This window comes from Spirosoma profusum (assembly GCF_014699005.1).
Lineage (GTDB): Bacteria > Bacteroidota > Bacteroidia > Cytophagales > Spirosomataceae > Spirosoma > Spirosoma profusum.
This window is the reverse complement of sequence record NZ_JACWZY010000026.1, coordinates 67,677-87,151: the sequence shown is the minus strand read 5'-3', so window position 1 is coordinate 87,151 and position 19,475 is coordinate 67,677. Positions and strand designations below refer to the sequence as shown.

The 19,475-nt window shown below is 49.2% G+C and carries 17 protein-coding genes; 7 read left to right on the top strand and 10 right to left on the bottom strand.

What is annotated here, in order from left to right:
- Window positions 1–172 precede the first annotated feature (172 nt).
- On the top strand, window positions 173–931 hold the full coding sequence (locus IC229_RS25220; RefSeq protein WP_190890147.1) for a hypothetical protein: 759 nt from the start codon (window positions 173–175) through the stop codon (window positions 929–931).
- 5 nt (window positions 932–936) lie between these two features.
- Here the strand turns inward: IC229_RS25220 and IC229_RS25215 are convergent, their stop codons facing one another.
- Window positions 937–1,380 carry a DMT family transporter gene (locus IC229_RS25215; protein WP_190890145.1) on the bottom strand — a complete coding sequence of 148 codons (444 nt, stop codon included), beginning with the start codon at window positions 1,378–1,380 and terminating at the stop codon, window positions 937–939.
- Window positions 1,381–1,464: 84 nt separating this feature from the next.
- On the opposite strand from IC229_RS25215, the gene rbsK reads away from it, so the two are divergent.
- Window positions 1,465–2,367 (top strand): ribokinase, encoded by a 903-nt coding sequence (rbsK, locus tag IC229_RS25210; RefSeq protein ID WP_190890144.1) that lies wholly within the window; start codon window positions 1,465–1,467, stop codon window positions 2,365–2,367.
- A 122-nt stretch (window positions 2,368–2,489) separates the two neighbouring features.
- On the top strand, window positions 2,490–3,674 hold the full coding sequence (locus tag IC229_RS25205) for a hypothetical protein (RefSeq protein WP_190890137.1): 1,185 nt from the start codon (window positions 2,490–2,492) through the stop codon (window positions 3,672–3,674).
- A gap of 35 nt (window positions 3,675–3,709) precedes the next feature.
- Here IC229_RS25205 and IC229_RS25200 read toward each other — a convergent pair whose 3' ends face one another.
- Window positions 3,710–4,195 carry an ankyrin repeat domain-containing protein gene (locus IC229_RS25200; protein WP_190890135.1) on the bottom strand — a complete coding sequence of 162 codons (486 nt, stop codon included), beginning with the start codon at window positions 4,193–4,195 and terminating at the stop codon, window positions 3,710–3,712.
- 78 nt (window positions 4,196–4,273) lie between these two features.
- Between IC229_RS25200 and IC229_RS25195 the strand changes: the two genes are divergently transcribed.
- A complete protein-coding gene (locus tag IC229_RS25195; protein ID WP_190890134.1) occupies window positions 4,274–5,497 on the top strand; it encodes an FAD-dependent oxidoreductase in 1,224 nt (407 codons plus the stop codon).
- 71 nt (window positions 5,498–5,568) lie between these two features.
- On the opposite strand, the gene IC229_RS25190 is transcribed toward IC229_RS25195, so the two are convergent.
- A complete protein-coding gene (locus tag IC229_RS25190; protein ID WP_190890132.1) occupies window positions 5,569–6,168 on the bottom strand; it encodes a hypothetical protein in 600 nt (199 codons plus the stop codon).
- 146 nt (window positions 6,169–6,314) lie between these two features.
- Here IC229_RS25190 and IC229_RS25185 point away from each other — a divergent pair, with 146 nt between their 5' ends.
- Window positions 6,315–8,075: a DUF885 domain-containing protein gene (locus tag IC229_RS25185; protein ID WP_190890131.1), complete on the top strand. Its 1,761-nt coding sequence runs from the start codon at window positions 6,315–6,317 to the stop codon at window positions 8,073–8,075.
- Between the two features lie 105 nt (window positions 8,076–8,180).
- Here the strand turns inward: IC229_RS25185 and IC229_RS25180 are convergent, their stop codons facing one another.
- From IC229_RS25180 to IC229_RS25160, 5 genes are all read right to left on the bottom strand, one after another.
- A complete protein-coding gene (locus tag IC229_RS25180) occupies window positions 8,181–9,638 on the bottom strand; it encodes a sulfatase family protein (protein ID WP_190890129.1) in 1,458 nt (485 codons plus the stop codon).
- A gap of 321 nt (window positions 9,639–9,959) precedes the next feature.
- The gene (locus IC229_RS25175) at window positions 9,960–10,952 is read right to left on the bottom strand and encodes a GRP family sugar transporter (protein ID WP_190890127.1); all 993 of its coding nucleotides are present in this window, start codon (window positions 10,950–10,952) and stop codon (window positions 9,960–9,962) included.
- Window positions 10,953–11,220: 268 nt separating this feature from the next.
- Window positions 11,221–12,729 carry a tagaturonate reductase gene (locus IC229_RS25170; protein WP_190890126.1) on the bottom strand — a complete coding sequence of 503 codons (1,509 nt, stop codon included), beginning with the start codon at window positions 12,727–12,729 and terminating at the stop codon, window positions 11,221–11,223.
- A 221-nt stretch (window positions 12,730–12,950) separates the two neighbouring features.
- Window positions 12,951–13,943, bottom strand: a complete 993-nt coding sequence (locus tag IC229_RS25165) for a sugar kinase (protein ID WP_190890124.1) — start codon at window positions 13,941–13,943, stop codon at window positions 12,951–12,953.
- A gap of 146 nt (window positions 13,944–14,089) precedes the next feature.
- Entirely contained in the window at window positions 14,090–15,451 is a 1,362-nt protein-coding gene (locus tag IC229_RS25160) for an MFS transporter (RefSeq protein WP_190890122.1), read from the bottom strand.
- A 140-nt stretch (window positions 15,452–15,591) separates the two neighbouring features.
- On the opposite strand from IC229_RS25160, the gene uxuA reads away from it, so the two are divergent.
- Both uxuA and IC229_RS25150 read left to right on the top strand, forming a co-directional pair.
- Complete coding sequence (gene uxuA / locus IC229_RS25155; RefSeq protein ID WP_190890120.1) at window positions 15,592–16,770, top strand: mannonate dehydratase; 1,179 nt, start codon at window positions 15,592–15,594, stop codon at window positions 16,768–16,770.
- Between the two features lie 76 nt (window positions 16,771–16,846).
- Window positions 16,847–17,503, top strand: coding sequence for a Uma2 family endonuclease (locus IC229_RS25150; RefSeq protein WP_223834187.1), 657 nt, complete (start codon window positions 16,847–16,849; stop codon window positions 17,501–17,503).
- A gap of 60 nt (window positions 17,504–17,563) precedes the next feature.
- Here IC229_RS25150 and IC229_RS25145 read toward each other — a convergent pair whose 3' ends face one another.
- The gene (locus tag IC229_RS25145) at window positions 17,564–18,841 is read right to left on the bottom strand and encodes a metal-dependent hydrolase family protein (protein WP_190890194.1); all 1,278 of its coding nucleotides are present in this window, start codon (window positions 18,839–18,841) and stop codon (window positions 17,564–17,566) included.
- Between the two features lie 171 nt (window positions 18,842–19,012).
- Window positions 19,013–19,456 (bottom strand): hypothetical protein, encoded by a 444-nt coding sequence (locus tag IC229_RS25140; protein ID WP_223834185.1) that lies wholly within the window; start codon window positions 19,454–19,456, stop codon window positions 19,013–19,015.
- Between the last annotated feature and the right edge of the window lie 19 nt (window positions 19,457–19,475).

The window sequence follows — 19,475 nt, the reverse complement described above, 5'->3', positions numbered from 1 at the left end:
TCGCCCACAGCAAAAACCTGGTTGAATCAATAAATTTTTAAGGGTATAGAATTAGCAATTGACGTAGCGAGACCGGTAAGTGATACGTTGTCGATGCTGCTTTAATTGAAAATAATTAGGGAGGTATCACAATGGTGAATACTGAGTATTTTAAATAATGCTTACTGATGTTATGAAATCTATCTCTTATTGGGCGAGCCGACACAAAGCTCTCGCTATTACGTTGCTTATTCTGGGTCAAATTTGTAATGCTTTCAACGGTATATCGCTGGGCGCAACCTTACTGGAGAATGTACCGCTACGTTGGCTGCAATGGTGTATGTGGCTGCTTCTTGCCGGGGTGATTGCTACGTATAACTTTTCCTATCAGGCTATTACAATCAATTACCAGCGCAGTCGAAACGTTCTGACGCTGGCTTTCTCCGCGAATTTTCTGCTTTTTGGTTTGTTGGGTGGTATCTGGAGCCAGCAAAGCATCCCCGCTCATTCGACCCAACAGGTGTTCGGTGGCCGACGTATTGAAGTAGTGCGTGATACGTTGGAAAATGGCAATTCGATACGTTCGACAGTACGTTCTGAAAATCAGGTTGATCGCAAAGGTGTTACCTCAGATGATCCCAAAAGCACGGGCGGTAGGCGTGTTGGATACGTACTGCTGGCATTACTGGGAGTAATTGTCGCGTATGGAATGGCTGCGATAGCCTGTAATATCCTCTGTGCTGGCTATGGATTTGTGGCCGCGTTGGTACTATACCTGGGTTTGGGAGGGCTGGCTGGTTCGGTGTATTTTCTGAAGAGAGCGTTTCAGAAAAACCTGAAACGACGCCAGGATATGACCCAGGAAGAACGAAAACGTGACCTTCGCGTCTTCTGGCTGAGCTGGCTGGCTTTCATCGTTGTCGTTTCGCTGCTTATTCTAATCAACCCATAAAAAACTCAGTTCCGCACCACCAGCAGAACACCACCAATAATGAGCGCGATTCCGAGCAGTCGCCAGCCGTTTGCCGGGTGAATTGTGAACCCCATAAAGCCATAATGGTCCAGCACTAGCGCGGCCATTAATTGGCCCGCTACGCTCAGACTCACCAGATTAGCGGTGCCTATTTTAGGGACACTCACGATAACCGTGATCATGTAAATGGCGCCCATAAGTCCGCCCATCCACTTCCACCAGCTTACCTGTCGGACGGCATCGACCGGAGGATTTGTCCCGCCCGTCGCCAGAAACAGCAGCACGAGCACAACAAAGCCTGACCCAAACGAAATGGCCGCTGCGAGAATCGGATTACCCATAGCCTGACGTAAATTGGCGTTTACGCCGGCCTGAACCGTAATGGCCAAACCAACCAGAAAAGCAAGGACTATATAAAGGTAATTCATGGTCGTAAAGGTAGACAGGGCACCCGGCTTGTCTTATACGGAGGGCTGGATAAATTTGTATTCAGGCGTAAAATTAGTCAGTGTATGGCAAACCAGATTCTGGTAATTGGGAGTTCGAATACCGACATGGTCGTGAAGGCCGATAAGCTGCCCGCGCCCGGCGAAACCGTTCTGGGTGGTACGTTCCTGATGAATCCGGGAGGGAAAGGAGCCAATCAGGCGGTGGCCGCTGCCCGACTGGGGGGAGACGTAACGTTCGTGGCGAAAGTTGGTAACGATATGTTTGGTCAACAGGCTGTTAACGGTTTCCGACAGGAAGGAATTCGTATCGATTACGTACTGACTGATACGGAAAATCCATCGGGAGTGGCGTTGATTAACGTGGATGCCGCGGGTGAAAACAGCATTACCGTTGCGCCCGGTTCCAACGCCAATCTGCAACCTGCCGAAACCGATGCCGCCCTGGAGCAAACTGAGTCGAATGCCATTGTATTAATCCAATTGGAAACGCCCCTGCCGACCGTCGGATACGTAGTGCGGAAAGCTACTGAACGAGGATTGCGGGTCATCCTGAATCCGGCTCCCGCTCAAACACTGCCACCCGATTTACTGGCCCATCTGTTTTTAATTACGCCCAACGAAACCGAAGCCGAACTCCTGACGGGTATTCACGTAAACGACGTAGCAACTGCCGAACAGGCCGCACAAAAATTGCGTGAACTGGGTATTTCGAACGTAGTGATTACGTTGGGAGCCAAAGGAGCCTATATAAGTACCGATGACGTGAAACAACTGGTTACAGGGCCTCGTGTTACCGCCGTCGATTCAACGGCTGCGGGTGATTGTTTTAATGGTGCGCTGGCCGTATCGCTGGCCGAGGGTCAATCGTGGACCGAAGCCGTTACGTTCGCCTGCAAAGCCGCTTCGCTTTCGGTGACGCGTATGGGCGCTCAGGCATCCATGCCGACGCGTGATGAAGTGATTTGATACGTAACGACTAGCTCATTAAATTGCGGAAGGCCCCGACAGTCTCTGGCTGTCGGGGCCTTCTATAGTGCCCAAGTCACGTAACGATCTACCTAGTCAATTCGAACGCTCACTCCTCCTGTATGAAAATTCTAAGGTTTCTGCTTGTGTTTTTGATAACGCTTTCGGCATCAGCGCAGAGACCTATTCCACCAGCCATGCTTCCCGATCCGGCGGAGGCTCTGCAAACGTATCGGAGTAACCTGTCTCTGCTTCGGCAGGAACACCCGAATCAGCGCGAGTTGCCCGACCTGAAATTCTTTACGTTCGGGATGGGGAGTCGCCTGAAACTCATTTACCGAAAAGGGCGATTACTCAACGCGCTCACTGGAAATATTGAGGAACAGTGGTCAGTGAAACACGAAATCATTGTTCCGTCGGAATACGTAGTGCACCTGACGCTGGCTGACGGACAGATTATTCAAATTCGCGAAGATGAAACCGGTGTGTGGCTGCTCCAGCCCGCTAAACGCCCGAAGTTAATCCCAGGTACCCGTAGCCGGGTCGAATTGCCTCGTTTCGAAGATAAAACCTATGGGCCCGTGCTACGTGTGTTGCATCAGGAAATCCTTATCAACGTAACAAACGGACGACCCGTACCTAATTTCCTGGTGTATTTCAAGCCCCGGTATCGCGATGCGGCTATGATGGCGATGGTGCTACGTCAAACCAATAACCTTTCGCTGATTCGGGACTGGATTATGGCCATCCGTAACCCCTTCGACCGGAACAACCGCCGAATGGCCGAAGCCGACAATCTGGGCGAGGTGTTGTTTCTGGTATCGTTAGTGGCCGATAAAACCCATCCGGCTGTACAAATGGTACTGGATTCGGTACGTCAGTTTCGGAAAGAAAACTACATTCATGGGAAGATAGATTTTGCTGAACATCCTGTTTTTCAGACGAAATGGTTAAAATACGGGCTGAAACAACTGGGCCTTGACGACCCTTATGTTATTCCAAAGCAATACGATAGCTACTCGTCGCTGTTCTGGTTGGATTTCAAAGATGAACACGTACCGGGAAAGCAAACCGAGGAATCGTCGGGCATCAATTCTCCGTATCTGGTCTGGGCCGAAGACCATTTCTTCGGTCAGAAGCGTGGCATGATTGGCAATCTCGATTATCCGCTTACCTGGGAACATCAGGCCAGTGACGCCCATTACCCCGGCCTGACCGTTCTTGAGCAAACGTTAGTAAAGAAAAAGATAGCTTTTCCGCACGCCTGGCAGTCCGCTGAAATGTTTTTACTGCTTGAGAAAAAATGAAAGGCGTTCCAGCTATGAGCCCATAAAAACAGGTATTACGTAGCAAGCCACGACAACGCTTCCTGATTTTCTTTCTGAATCGCCAGATCACGTGCGATTTGCCCCTGATTATCCCGAATGGACGTATCAGCGCCGTGGTCGAGCAGGAGCTTAACGAGTTGATTGTGTCCAAACATAACCGCATACATCAGCGCCGTACCGCCCGTTCGATTTTGCAAATTCAGATTAGCGCCACGCTCGATTAACTGACGGGCGATATCCACATAACCTTTAAACGAAACGCCCATCAACGCCGTGCTCCCACTTATGTCCTGCGTATTTACATCGGCGTTCGCATCCAGCAAAACGCGAACAGCTTCCAGTTGACCACTGTATGCCGCCAGCGTCAGGGGCGTAAATCCTTTGTCATTCTGGATATTCACCTCTGCACCGTTGTCAATGAGTTGATTCAGGTAACGAACGTCGCCCTTGCGGGCAGCATCAAACAATAAATCTTCAGAGCGATCTGACTGAAAAGACATACGTAATCTTTTTGTGTTAGTTGTAGATTAGCGTAACAATCAATTATGGATTGTTTGTTCTAAAAACCTGCCGAATCTATGTCCGAGAATCGTAACGAACAGAACGTAGTGACAACGCGCTGTTGCATCGTTGGGGGAGGGCCAGCCGGGATAATGCTGGGTTTTTTGCTGTCTCGTGCGGGTGTGGAGGTGATTGTGCTGGAAAAACACACCGATTTCCTACGCGATTTTCGGGGTGATACCATTCACCCATCCACGCTGGAGTTGCTGGCCGAATTGGGTTTGCTGGATGAATTTCTAACAGTACCCCATCAGGAGCTTCGGGGTGTCCAGGTAACCTTTGAAGGCAAGACCATTCCCATCGCCGATTTTGCTCATTTGCCAACTCAGTGCAAGTTTATCGCCTTTATGCCGCAGTGGGATTTCCTGAATTTTCTGTCCAGCAAAGCGAAAGAATTCCCAACTTTCAACCTATTCATGCAAACGGAAGCGACTGATTTACTGGAAGAGAATGGAAATGTAGTTGGTGTCAAAGCCACTACGTCCACCGGTGAATTGGCTATCAAAGCCGATTTAGTAGTCGGGACAGATGGTCGCCATTCGGTTATTCGGGAGAAAGCGGGCTTGTCGGTGCAGGATTTTGGCGTACCGATTGATGTTCTCTGGATGCGTATTCCAAAAAATCCGGCTATCGGCGAGCAATCGCTTGGGTACGTTAAAAGTGATAAGTTCATGGTGCTTATCGACCGACATGACTATTTCCAGTGTGGCTTTCTGATTCCTAAAGGACAATTTGACGCGGTAAAAAATCGCGGCCTTACGGCTCTACAGGCCGATATTCGCGAGTTGGCTCCTTTCGTTGGCGATTACGTTGCAGAACTCGATTCCTGGGATAAAATCAGTTTGCTGACGGTTAAAATTGACCGGTTGCGGCAGTGGTATAAACCTGGTTTATTGTGCATCGGGGATGCTGCTCATGCGATGTCGCCAGCGGGGGGCGTTGGGGTAAATCTGGCGATACAGGACGCTGTCGCAACCGTCAACCAATTAACCAAATCGCTTCAGAAAGGCCCGGTACGTATCGACGAACTGGCTCAGATTCAGCGACGTCGGATGTGGCCGGTTCGGGTGATTCAGTCGGGACAGATTGCCGTCCATCGCCGACTCATCAATGCATCGACCGCCCGCGCAACCATCATTCCATCGGCCTTTTTCTGGTTGCTGCGACACGTACCATTTCTGCGACGGATACCGGCTTATCTGGTTGGCATTGGCCCGCGACCTGAACACATTCGAACGTAACGTTCCGGCGTTACGTTCGAATGCTACGTCTATAAACAGATCACACCGTTACGTTAAAGAGATTCAACGTATCAGCGTTGTCTGCCGCCGAATGTATACCCCACTTTAGCCGTGAGATACGTGTTCTTTCCAATAAGTTCGCTGTTCATACCCACGTAGTTGATGGACGTATCACTCATTATATTTCCCGCGATTTCGGCTGTGAGCGCAGAATAGTTTACGCCAATCCGAACGATACCGCCAATCAGGTTTGCAGCGGGTAACGTGAACCGATAGATACTACTGCTAGGGCCATTGAGCAATTGCGTGCTGGGGTCAACATGAAACAGGCCCGCACCGATGCCGATAAAAGGCTGTACTGTTTTTGTGCCAATAGCATAGTTCGCGATTATGGCGCCCGATGTGTTCAATTTCGCCTGGCTGGGATACTCTAAATTGCTGTTCAGAATTTCACTACGTTGAATGTACGCCTGTTCGAAACGGAGGCAGACAGCCAGTTGATGCGTCAGGTGATAACGGGGTTCTACGCTATAAACAAATCCACCCTTGCCCGCCGACATATCGAGGGGAGTTGCATAACCAACGACCGCATTCAGTTTGAGGGCAGTAAACTTCTGGGCTTTAACGAGGGGAGCAACTAAAAGAAATAACGCAATAAACAGTTTTTGCATGAAAAGAAATGTTTGATGGCAAGCGTACGAGAATGTACAATGATTTATACGGTCAAATTTACGGTTACGTTGCAACATCACACTATTTTCTGACCGCTTTATTGCTGGTTTTCTGCTATTTTAGAGCAACCATCTCGTATACTTCCATGCTATTCCAATTCCGCACTTGGCTCATTCTGAGCGTTTTTTCTCTATATAGCTACGTATACGCCAGCGCCCAGTCGCCAACTCAGCAACTGCATCAGATTATCGACAGCACCTGGGCTTTCCAGTTAAGAGAATTTCCCATGAAGGCTGTGTTTGCGGGACTCAAAACCCAGATTGAGTCGATGGAAGATTACACAGAAATCGCATTTGGTCGGCAGGTCGCTTTTTATCGACAGCAATTGACCCGACTCAAAGCCATCCCGACTGAATCGCTTTCGCAGGTCGATCAGGTGAACAAAGAATTGCTACGGTATACCTTGCAGGAAGACATCGATGGATACGAACTGAAATCGTATCTAAATCCGCTCACATCGGATTACGGGCCGCACATTGGTCTGTCGTTCGTACCAAATTACCTGACGTTCCGGACGGCGGCTGATTATGATACGTATATAAAGCTGCTCAACTCACTACCGACGTATCTAGGGAACGTAGTGACGGTGATGCGTCAGGGCCTCAAAACCGGCATTACAGCACCGAAAATTATCCTGAAAGGCTACGAAATAACGTATCAGAATCACATTGTCACTGATCCGACACGTAGCGTTTTTTATGCGCCTTTCCTGAAATTACCAACGTCACTGTCTGAGTCTGAGCGGAATCAGTTGCAGCAGGCCGGCAAAAAGGCAGTGATGGAAGGAGCCATTCAGGCGTTCAAACGGTTTGGCGATTTCATGGATAAGGAGTACATTCCTGGTGCTCGTCAGACGATTGCTGCGCAGGATTTACCGAACGGAAAGACGTATTACCAACAGCGTGTTCGGTATTACACAACGCTCGACGTAACGCCGGAAGCTGTCCACCAAATGGGGCTACGCGAGGTGGAACGTATCGAGAAAGAAATGCAGGCGATCATTACCAAAACAGGCTTTAAAGGTTCTTTTCAGAATTTTCTGAAATTCCTGCGAACAGATCCGCAGTTCTACGCCAAAACGCCCATTCAGTTACTCAAAGAAGCCAGTTTTATTGCCAAGCATGCCGACGATAAACTGCCTGCGTATTTCGGTAAACTTCCGAGGCAACAATATGGCGTAGCGCCCGTACCCGATGCGCTGGCTCCCAAATACACCAGCGGACGCTACATTGGGGCGCCCCTGGGCAGTAAAACGCCTGGTTATTATTGGGTCAATACGTATAATCTGAACAGTCGACCGCTCTACACACTCGAATCGCTTACGCTGCACGAAGCCGTTCCGGGTCATCATTTGCAGTCGGCCTTATCGAAAGAATTGACTGGGCTGCCCGAGTTCCGTCGTGACCTTTACGTTGATTCGTTTGGTGAAGGGTGGGGGTTGTATTGTGAGTGGCTCGGTAAGGAAATGGGCTTTTACCAGGACCCTTACAGTGACTTTGGCCGTTTGACGTTTGAAATGTGGCGGGCGTGTCGGCTGGTAGTTGATACGGGTCTTCATACCAAAGGCTGGACACGTCAGCAGGTTATCGATTACCTGACTTCGCATACCGCTTTATCGGTACATGACTGCACGACCGAAACAGATCGGTACATATCCTGGCCCGGACAGGCATTAGCTTATAAAATTGGTGAATTGAAAATTAAGGAGTTACGCCAGAAAGCCCAACGTGAACTCGGTGAGAAATTCGATGTCCGGAGTTTCCACGACTTAATTTTAGGCCAGGGAACGGTAACGATGCCGGTGCTGGAAACGCTGGTTGATAATTATATTAAATTAGTGAAGTGACGGTCTTTTTGTCATCCTGACGCAGGAAAGATCTTAAGGCATCCTCATTAGAGTGCTTGGATACTTTAAGATCCTTCCTGCGTCAGGATGACAAAAAACATACGTTCATTTCTCATCCAGTAGAATCATTCCAGTTCGGGTTATCCAGGCATGAGTGGTGGCCTCGTAACGATCGATCTGATCGCCACCACCGTTCTGACGGGGGTCATTTTCCTGTTTCATCCAATTGGCGAGCCGTTGCTGTAAGTCCTTTTTTATAGTTGCATACGTAGCATTATTAGCCTGATTCTGCAGATTAAAAGGATCATCTTTCAGGATATACAATTCTTCGTCCGGACGACGGGCGAAACCTGCCGTAAACAGTGGTTTTACCACCGGTTCGTTCCGATGGTCCATCATATACACTTTAGTGGGCCCACCATCCACATCGCCAAAAATCGAAGGTGTATTGGGCATCGATTCGTCGCCAGCGGGCATTCGATCGGGGCGAAAATTTCTGATGTATAAGTAATCTTTCGTTCGGATGGCGCGCATCGGATAACCGGCTCCGTAATTAAACTGCGGCCGGCAAAGGCAGTGACGCTCACGCTCCAGAAACACCTCCGGCCGATGAACGGTTTTTTCGCCCGCCAGTACAGATACCAGGCTGATGCCATCCAGTTCGGGGCGCTCCTGAATACCCGCCCAATCTAAAAAGGTAGGCATCAGATCGATCAGGTTTACGAAGGAATCGTTACGTTCGGGCTGTTTTACATTATCTGAAAACCGGCTGATGAGCAGTGGTACGTGAGTGCCGTAGTCATACAGGTTAGCTTTGGCGTGCGGAAAAGGCATCCCATTATCCGAAGCCACCACAATGATGGTATTTTCCAATCGACCCGCTTTGTCGAGTTTATCAAGAAGTTCACCGATTTCACGGTCCAGCCGCTCCACTTCTGATAGGTAATCTGCTACGTCGTTTCTGATGTCCGGTACGTCGGGAAGAAAAGCCGGTAAGTGAATTTTTGTTGGATCAATGCCTGTTTTTTTGCCGTCGCCCAGATTGAACGGACGGTGTGGATCGTTCGTGCCGAACCAGAAAAAGAAGGGCTGATCGTCGGATACTTGTGCCAGCAACGTATCGAAATTCATTGTTTTTCCAGCCGGATTTTCCGAATAGCCCATTTTTTTGAAATCACCCGGTGCCCACCCTTTTCGGTCGAAACCCACCGAATAACCCGCTTTGCTCAACAACTGTACATACGTCGGAATACGATAATCGAGCCGTCCGACCAGATTGATACCTTCACCCAGATTGTGCGGATAGCGCCCGGTCAGGATGCCCGCTCGTGAGGGAGTGCAGGATGGCGACGCGCAAAAGGCGTTCGTGAAAACAGTGCCGTGCTGCGCCAGTCGGTCGAGGTTTGGCGTTTTTAACGTAGTGTCGCCATATACACTCGCATAGGGGTAACTCCAGTCGTCAGCCAGTATGAACAGGATATTCGGGCGCGATGCGGACGGTTTTGTACAGGAAAAAACCCCGACTATTGTTAGGCAAAACAAACCAAATAGTAAGGATTTCATACAGCTCTGGGAGTTAGCGGAACGTAGCACTCGACCACGTATCAGCGCACTACGTTCGAAAAGTGCCTTGCAGTATACGTAGCAGATGTTTCTACGGCTGAGCTAACATAAATAACGGATAAGTAAACGCATTGCTGACGCTCGGGGCTTCGACAGGCTCAGCCTGACAGTCTACTCAAATTCCTTGACTCAAGCTGGTTTGTCAGGCTGAGCCTGTCGAAGCCCCGAGCGTCAGCAATGCGCTGTAAGCAAGCTAGTTAAATGGACTATCGGTCGGTTATTTACATTATATAAATTAGACAAAGCTGATGGTCCGGTCTACTACTTCGCAGAGATAATTAGGACTAATCCAAGAACGTAACAAAAGCCCATCATTACCAAATATCGACTGGCCGTAGTGGGGGCCCCCCGAAATTCACGCCATAGAAATACACCCCACAACACGGCGATAATCGTCGCGCCCTGTCCCAATCCGTAACTAATTGCGTAGCCAGCCGCTCCCGAAGCCAGCAGACTCGACGCCAAACCCAGGCACCAGATCATACCACCCAGCATACCAAGCTGGTGGCAACGACGTTTTACGTCAGAGTAATAAATCTCGCTATCGGCAGGCTTGCTGGCAAATCGACGTAGCAACGGAAGAAACAGAGGAGTACTGGCCACGACCCCTATAGCAAAGATCACCAAAGCCGTATAAGGAGTCAGAAAGCCCGCCGTTGGATTTGTGTAGTCGATAGACATGGCTTTCACCACAAAATAAAAGAAGAAACTCATCAGAAAGCCCCCAGTCAGTGAGATAATCAGGCCATTCATACTGACTGACTGATTAGAATCTGCCTTGGAACGATAGGCCAAAGCACTAAAAACGACCGCCAGAAAAATGGCAAAAACACCCGTCGACAATAGAGGAATACTACCGTTTGGGGCAAATATATAATTTACAACGACCCCTAAAATCAGGGCCAGACCAATACCAACGGGCATCGCCACCGACAATCCGGCCAGCTCTATTCCCACCACAATCAGGATGTTGGCAATATTAAAAATGATACCACCAATTAGTGCGTAGATCAGACTTGTAGTTGTAGCCTGACGAAAATCGGGCAGGAAAGCGCGCCCGTGAGTACCAAAGCTGCCTAACGTGAAAGCCAGGAGTATGCTCAGCAAAAGGATACCGTACGTGTAGTCGCGGTAAAAAATAGTGGTTGGTACCTTCGCGGCCGTTATTTTTTGCATGTTGCCCCACGAGCCCCAGCACAGCATGGTCAAAAAGCTGACCACTACCGCCAGTGGGTAGTAAGAGATAGTGAACATAAAGGGAAGTTGTTTAGGTATGAAGTCAATCAGGAGATAAATGTATGCAAATAATAGTAATAATAAACTAGATGGATAAAAATGGATAATTGTGTGACTTACTATTGCGATCTTTGCACGAACTTGTTGGTAAAGAGGCAGATCGTGGAGTACGGTTACTCCAGATATATCTACCAGTCTTTACGCAAAAATCCCGGCAGTGATACGTATCATTCAGGTCTGAACGATACGTATCACTGCCGGGATTTTTGTTACTCAATGACTATGTTCAGGAAAGTGCGTTTTCCAGCGTTTTTTCAACACCCGAAGACAGCATGGCGTTCAGGTTTTCGGCTACGGCATCGGTAAAGCCAGGCAACGTAGTGAGGTCGACTTGCCAGAGCGTTTTGTCGGACAGAACGCTTTTCACAAAGGCGTCTACCGTGGCAGGAGTCCCCTTTTTAACCGTCTTCCAGTCGCCGTAGAAATAGCCGGCTTTGTCGTCGCGGATGGGGTAGGTGAGTACACCGCCACCCGCTACGTTGATTTCGCCGAAGAATTGCCCTTTTTCCTCACGTACCGCTTTCATAAACAGCAGATAAGCCGCAAAACCCAGTGCCGTAAGTTTGGGAACGGCGTTGAATGTCTCAAAATATCGCTGAATGGTCGCTACGTTACGGGCCTGCATTTTGGCCGTTTCCTGAAGCGAGATATTCAACAGCAGGTGGTCGAGATGCGGGTTACGGAACCGGTCCAGTACGTCGCGGGCGAACTGTGCTACGGCGGCTTTATCCATGCCCGGAATGCCATAATCCGGTACGGTAGGCACAATTTCGTTGAGCATCAGCGACTCGATAAACCGACTCATGAAAGGGTGGCGCATTTCGTCGGCTACCGTTTCCAGACCCAGCAGATAACCTAGCGGCATCGTCAGGGTATGCGAACCGTTCAATACGCGAAGTTTACGCTCCCGGTAAAAATTGATGTCTTCGTCAATGATAATCTGGGGGGTCGACGCATCGGCGAACGTGAGCATTTGCCGAACCCGGTCGTCGCCCTCGATAGCCCACAAGTGGTAAGGCTCAGTGAAGGTTAGCAACTCGTCTTCGTAACCAGCTTCCTGTTGCAGAGCCTGTTTGGCTTCCTCCGTGGGGCGCGTCACAATGCGGTCGACAAGCGAGTTGCAGAACCGGACATGAAATTTGAGCCACTTCGTAAACAGTTTCCCCAACTCGTTGTATTCCGAAAGTTTTTCAACGGCTTCCCGCAGCTTAAGGCCGTTGTCGGTAACGAGTTCGGTCGGAATTACCACCAGACCTTTGGCGCGAGAGCCGCCCACGCTCCGGAAGCGCTCGTATAGAAAAGCCGTCAGTTTAGCCGGAAACGACTGAGGAGGCTGCTGAAAAATACTTTCCTCTACGTAATTTAAACCTACTTCAGTCGTGTTTGAGATAACGATTTGAAGTTTAGGATTCCGGGCCAGCATCAATATTTCCTTCCACTGGCTTTGGGCCGCCAAAACCCGGCTGACGGCCGAAACAATCGTTGTTTCGGCAACATCCTGCCCTTGCTGAACACCCCGAACGGCGACCGTATACAAGTTATCCTGATCGGAAAATTCGTCGGTCTGGCCATCCGTCGACTTTACAATGACGATGGAGCCACCAAACCGTCCGGCTGCGTTGGCTTTCTGGACCAGATAATCGGGCAAACCACGTAGCAATACGCCGGTGCCAAACTGGAGAATTTTCTCGGGAAAGACAGGTGCTGGATGTATCGAACGGGTTAGTTTTGACATGGTCGACTGGGAGACTTTTTGCTCAGCAAGCATAATAATTATTAACTATAAATAAAGTTGAACCCTATTTTTTCATAATTCAGCAATATTACGAACTACTTGGCTAACCGACTTACCCAGACGTACCTAACTTATTGAATGTCCAAATTAGGCACTAATTTGAGTTGATACGTTGCCATTAGCCGAAAGTCAGTACGTAGTAAAGCAAATCATAACAAAATCTATCGTTTCAATTTCCCCGACGTATCGCCACTCGCCAGCGTTTCTACTTCGGCTATTGTGGCCAGATTCACATCGCCGGGAATTGTATGTTTCAGGGCCGATGCCGCTGCACCAAACTCAACGGCCCGTTGCAGGTCGTTAAACGTCAACAGACCGTAAATCAATCCCGCTACGTAGGCATCGCCCGTGCCGATACGGTCGGTAATGGGGCGAATGTCATGTAACCGCGATTTATACACACTATGTCCGTCGAACAGCTTGGCTGACAACTGATTGTGCGACGCCGTTACCGAAACTCGCTTGGTATCGGTAACGTAGCGGATGTTCGGGAAACGCTTCATCATGGCCCGACCCGCTTCCTGAAACGTACTACCCACTACGTTGTAGAGATCCGAAAAAAGCCCTTTGCTACCCAGCACGAGTGTACAACCTTCCGTAAGAGCGGGCATAATGTCCTGCGGACGACGACCGTATTGCCAAAGGTTGCTCCGATAAACAATATCCGCCGATACCGGAACCCCCAGCCGATTCGCGGTTTGAATTCCCGCCAGCAGACAATCAGCGGCTCCCTGCGACAGCGCTGGCGTAATACCCGTCCAGTGAAACCAGTCGGCTCCTCTTAAAATCGACTCCCAATCGATGTCGCTGGGAATGATACGTGCAAACGCCGAATCGACCCGATCGTAAATAATCTGACTGGCCCGGCTACCGGCGCCGGTTTCCAGGAAATAAAGCCCCAATCGCCCATCACCGTATCGAACGTATTGCGTATCGACGCCGTATTTGCGAAGGTAACCTGCTGCTGCCTTTCCCAGCGCATGGTCTGGAAACCGCGTTACGTGAGCGGCCTGGAAACCAAACTGAGCCAGCGATACACATACATTAGCTTCGGTTCCTCCAAAATGCATGGTCAATGAATCAGCCTGGGTGAACCGTTCGACACCGGGTGGACTTAACCGAAGCATCACTTCACCAAACGTAATAATCTTCATTTGTTTAGGTTAATAGAAGGTCGATACGATACCAGATTGTAAGCCCGGAAAAGTTCCGAAATTAACGACCTGAATAACAATAAATTATTCTAATTTCTTAGCTTTTTCTTCCTGCATCTATGCATAGTTGCCGTATTAAAGATAATCTACGAACGGCCAATTACCGACCAATGACTGCTTTGCTCTAATTCTTCGGCTTTAACGGGTTCCAGTTTTGGCAATATTAAGTGAATGATAATCAGGGCCACCAGATACGAACAACTGGCAATGGCAAACATATGCAGATAGCCAAATGACGTAATGATACGTCCTGACAACAAGGCTAATAGAATGCCACCAACGGCTCCAAACATCCCACCGATGCCCGTCACCGAAGCTACTACGTTCCTGGGAAATAAGTCCGAAGCAAACGTGTACATGTTGGCCGACCAGCCCTGATGGGCAGCCGTTGCCAGCGATAACAGGGCAATAGCTACGGTTAAACTGCTGGTTTGGGCCGCAAACAAAATCGGGACCACGCACAGCGCACAAATCAGCATGGTTGTTTTTCGGGCTCTATTGGCCGACCAGCCCCAGTTCATAAACTGCGTACTGAGCCAGCCGAAGAAAATACTCCCGGCATCCGAAACAATGTAAATAATCAGGAAAGGCACGCCAAATGTTTTCAGATCGAGCGTTTGGTCGAAAGCGTCGTTTGAGTTAAAGAAATCGGGGAGCCACGACATATAAAACCACCAGATCGGATCAGCCAGGAATTTTCCTACTGCAAAAGCCCAGGTTTGTTTATAACCCAGCAATTGCGCCCACGATACGTTAACAGGAGGTATTTTTTCCTGACCACTACGTATGTAAGCACGTTCGTCGCTGCTGAGATTAGGGTGGCGCTCGGGTTTGCTGTACGTCAGCCACCACAAAATCAGCAGTCCGAAACTGAGTAAACCCGTCACCAGAAATGAACTACGCCACCCAAATTGCAGAATCAGATACGGCGCAAACAGAGCGGTCAGAATAATACCTACGTTGGTACCGGCATTGAACAGACCGTTGGCAAATGACCGCTCATTTCGGGGAAACCACTCGGCCACGGTTTTAATCGACGATGGAAAATTAGCCGACTCCCCCAATCCCAGCACGGCCCGCGCCCAACGCAGGCCCGTTATATTTTTTATAAAAGCTGATAGTACGCCAGCAATGCTCCAGATCAGAATACCTAGTGCAAACCCTCGCCGGGTACCGATTCGGTCGATAAGCCAGCCTGCGATCAGTAATCCAATCGCATAGGCGAATTTGAAAGCGGCATCTACGTCGCCATAAAGTACTTTAAATCGGTCGGTGGCTTCTTTGGTGAGAACCGCGTTGGGGGCCATGTCGAGCATTTCTTTCCGAAACAACTCATCGGTCATCGTGAACGATAGCACCTGCCGATCTATGTAATTAATGGTTGTTGCGAGAAACAACAAAGCGACAATGCGCCAACGAAAGCGCCCCGAAGTAGTTGGCGTAAGCAAAACAATACCTGATAAGTTGGGGAGAAAAGAAGAATTAACTGCTTATTTACCCGGAAAAGTAGTGATGAGCGATGAGTAAGCTGACGCCAAATACACTTATCACTCATCGTTCATCACTTATCACTCATCACTAAATACTTATGCTTGAACAAACCTGGCGGTGGTTCGGTCCGAATGACCCCGTATCGCTCAATGATGTCCGGCAGGCAGGTGCCACCGGTATTGTCACGGCTTTGCATCATATTCCCAACGGGCAGGTATGGTCTGTTGAGGAAATTAAGAAGCGAAAGACTGAAATCGAGAATAACCAGTTGACCTGGTCGGTGGTCGAGAGTATCCCTGTTCACGAAGCCATCAAAACACGAACGGGCGATTATCGCCAATACATTGAAAGCTATAAGGAGTCCATCGTCAATCTGGCGGAAGTGGGCATCGATACGGTCTGTTACAATTTCATGCCCGTCCTCGACTGGACACGTACCGACCTCGATTTCCCCATGCCCGACGGGTCGACCGGATTACGTTTCGATGCTACAGAGTTTGCCGCTTTTGAGTTGTATATCCTCCAGCGGCCCGGTGCCGAATACTTATACAGCGACGACCAGAAAAAACAGGCACGTATCAAACTCGATTCGATGTCCGACGCGCAGGTGAAGCGGCTGACACGTACCATCATTGCCGGATTGCCCGGTTCAGAGGAAAGTTACACGGTGGAGCAGTTCCGCGATGCGCTTGCTACGTATAAAGATACCGGCGATCATGAGCTACGTCAGAATCTGTATTTGTTTCTGCGCGAAATCGTTCCGGTTGCTGAGTCGGTTGGCGTTCGGCTGTCCATCCACCCCGACGATCCCCCATATCCGATTTTGGGGTTGCCACGTGTGGTCAGTACAGAAGCGGATGCACGGGCGTTGCTGGCTGCTGCTACGTCGCCATCTAACGGTATTTGTTTTTGTACGGGTTCGTACGGCGTTAGGGCCGATAATGATTTGCCGGGTATGGTCGAACGGCTGGGGCCAAGCATTCACTTCATTCATCTACGTAGCACCGAACGTAACGCTGACGGTAGTTTTCAGGAAGCTAATCACCTTGAAGGCGACGTACCGATGGTCGGCGTAATGCGCGCCCTCCTGAATGAACAGAAACGACGCCAGACCGAAGGACGTAGCGATCACCGGATGCCCTTCCGCCCCGACCACGGCCACCGCATGCTCGATGATTTGACGTCAGGTAAACGTACCAATCCAGGCTACACGGCCATTGGCAGGTTGCGTGGGCTGGCTGAATTACGGGGTTTGATGTTGGGGTTATCGAGTTAGTAGTTGATAGTATTTAGTCGACAGTTGGTAGTTATTAGTCACTTACGGCTGATGGCTATCAACTTTTTTTCGTACCTTGTCGGAGCAAAATCATTCGATGATGGAAGCTACCAATAATTCCAAACGACTTCCTCTTACTGCTGAACAAAAACAGCGTCGGGCCGAGCGTGCCCGATTGCTGAAATCGCTCGTCTACGAAATGTGGGACGGCAAGCCGGTCTATTATGCTGGCTACGAAGATGTCCTGAACGGGATAAAAACAGTAGAGCAGGTTATGAGTTCGAGTATTTTACAGAGTCGCTTAGTCGTCCGAATTTCTGCATATTTGCTATCCGTGTTGAATTTGGACGTGTACGACGTATTGGGGAACGAGTTAGGCATTCAGTTCGATAAGGGGGACTGGCGTGCATGCGACGTAGCAATTTTTGAGCTAACTACATTAGAAGGGCAAGACGAAACAAAATACGCCTGGGTACCTCCCAAGATTGCTATCGAAGTAGATACGAAAGCAGACATGAGCCAGTTTGATTCCGACTTCGAATACTACGAACGAAAAACAACAAAATTGCTTCAGTTTGGTACAGAAAAGGTAATCTGGCTATTCACAAAATCCCGCAAAGTCTGGATTGCCGAACCCAATAAAGACTGGATTATCCGCGACTGGAGCCAGGTGGTCGATGTGTTACCCGGCTGCCAGTTTGTACCAGAAGAATTAGTCAAGAAAAAGAAATAAGTCGTCAGTCAATAGTTAGCCGTCTCCAGTAGCTGGCGTTGGCGGCCCCTGACTATCGACTTACTGTTTATACACCTTCCCATCTTTCATCACGAAGCGAACCGTTTGCAACGTTTTGATATTCTGAATCGGGTTTTCATCGACGGCAATAATGTCGGCCATCTTTCCGGTTTCAAGCGAGCCGATTTGGGTTTCCATACCCAATAATTTTGCATTTGTGAGCAGAGCGGATTTAATCGCTTCGATTGCTGGCATCCCGGCTTCAACCATGTATTCAAACTCCTTGGCGTTGTATCCGTGAATAAACACACCTGCATCGGTGCCGAACGCAATCTTCACACCCGCCTTGTACGCCTTGCCGAAAGTTGCCTGAATTTTCGGACCAATCGCCAACGCTTTAGGTGTTACCAAAGCTGTGTAATAACCAAAATGTTTGGCCGAGTCGGCTACGGTTTTTCCGGCAATGATCGTCGGGACGTAGTACGTACCGTGTTTTTTGAATAGCTCGATGGCTTCATCGTCCATATATGTACCGTGTTCGATGGTCTGTACGCCCGCCCGAATTGCCCGTTTCATACCCTCTGTTCCGTGTGCGTGAGCTGCTACAGCAAAGCCGTAATCCTTGGCTGCATCAACAACTGCCTTTACTTCTTCTTCCGTAAACTGCGGTCCTGAACCATCTTTGGCATTGCTCAAAACACCACCCGTCGCTGTAATTTTGATCAGGTCCGAGCCATCCTTGTAACGTTGGCGAACAGCTTTTCGAGCATCTTCGGGGCTATTGATGACGCCATCTTCAGGGCCGGGATCGCCCATGAGGTCTTTTCGGTAGCCATTCGTTGGGTCAGCGTGGCCGCCCGTTGTCGCAATGGATTTCCCAACGGTCAGTACACGAGGACCTTCAACCAGCCCAGCATTGATAGCATTTCGCAGTGATACGTTTACGCCCGAACCGCCCAGATCCCGCACGGTAGTAAAACCTGCGAGCAAGGTTGTTTTCGCGTAGCGGGCTGCCCGATATGCAACGTCGGCCGGATTGCTGGTAAATCCATCAATAGCTCCTCCGCGTCGGGTCTGGCTCTCCAGATGGACATGCATATCGATCAGGCCGGGTAGAACGGTTTTGTTTTTAAGGTCAATTGCCCGATCCTGACCAGAGGCAGCTGTGTACCCTTTTTGTAAGGCTGTAATTTTATTGCCCTCTACAACAATGGTCATCTGGGGTTGCAACGTATTACTCACACCATCGAAAAGATTGCCGCAGTGAATTAGAGTGCGTTGTGCAAAGAGGGGGGAGGCCAGTAACGATAAACCAGCTAGTAGGTAGATTTTTTTAATCATAGCAGATGAAGACGGCGCAAAAAAAGGCCGTAACGTATCAAGTTACGGCCTGAAAATACAGAAAAACTTTTTAGAAATCTCTTTAAACCCCTAAATCCCCTGAAGGAGACTTTGCTCATTCTCGGGCAAAGTCTCCTTCAGGGGATTTAGGGGTTTTTGAAACTGTTTTTAAAGTTTTGTCACCTGTACGACTGCTTTTTTCGGTTCGGTCGTTTGGGTAGTTTCCGGGTAAGGACTCACCTCACGTAGCACTACCTTATAAACCTCGTTTGCCAACGTAACACCCGTTGAATCAGGACGTTTGTTTTCTTTATTCTGAAGATCCTGTCCCAGAATCAGCTGTACGGTTTTCGAGTCGGTGTCTTTCGACAGGTTCACCTGTACTTTTGCTTGTCCTGCCCAAACGCAAGTGACATTGGCGGGGCAGCGGCTATCCTGGATCGATTCGACACGGACTACTATTTGTGAGCCGATTCGGGCTGACTGATCTAAACCAAGTGATACTTTGTCGGCTGGAGGTACCTGATCGTTTGATAAAGAATCGCCTGATTTACAGGAAGCAATAGTTATCAATCCGGCAGCCAGAAATCCAATTATTCGTGTTGTGAACATTATCATTGTCATTTACTTT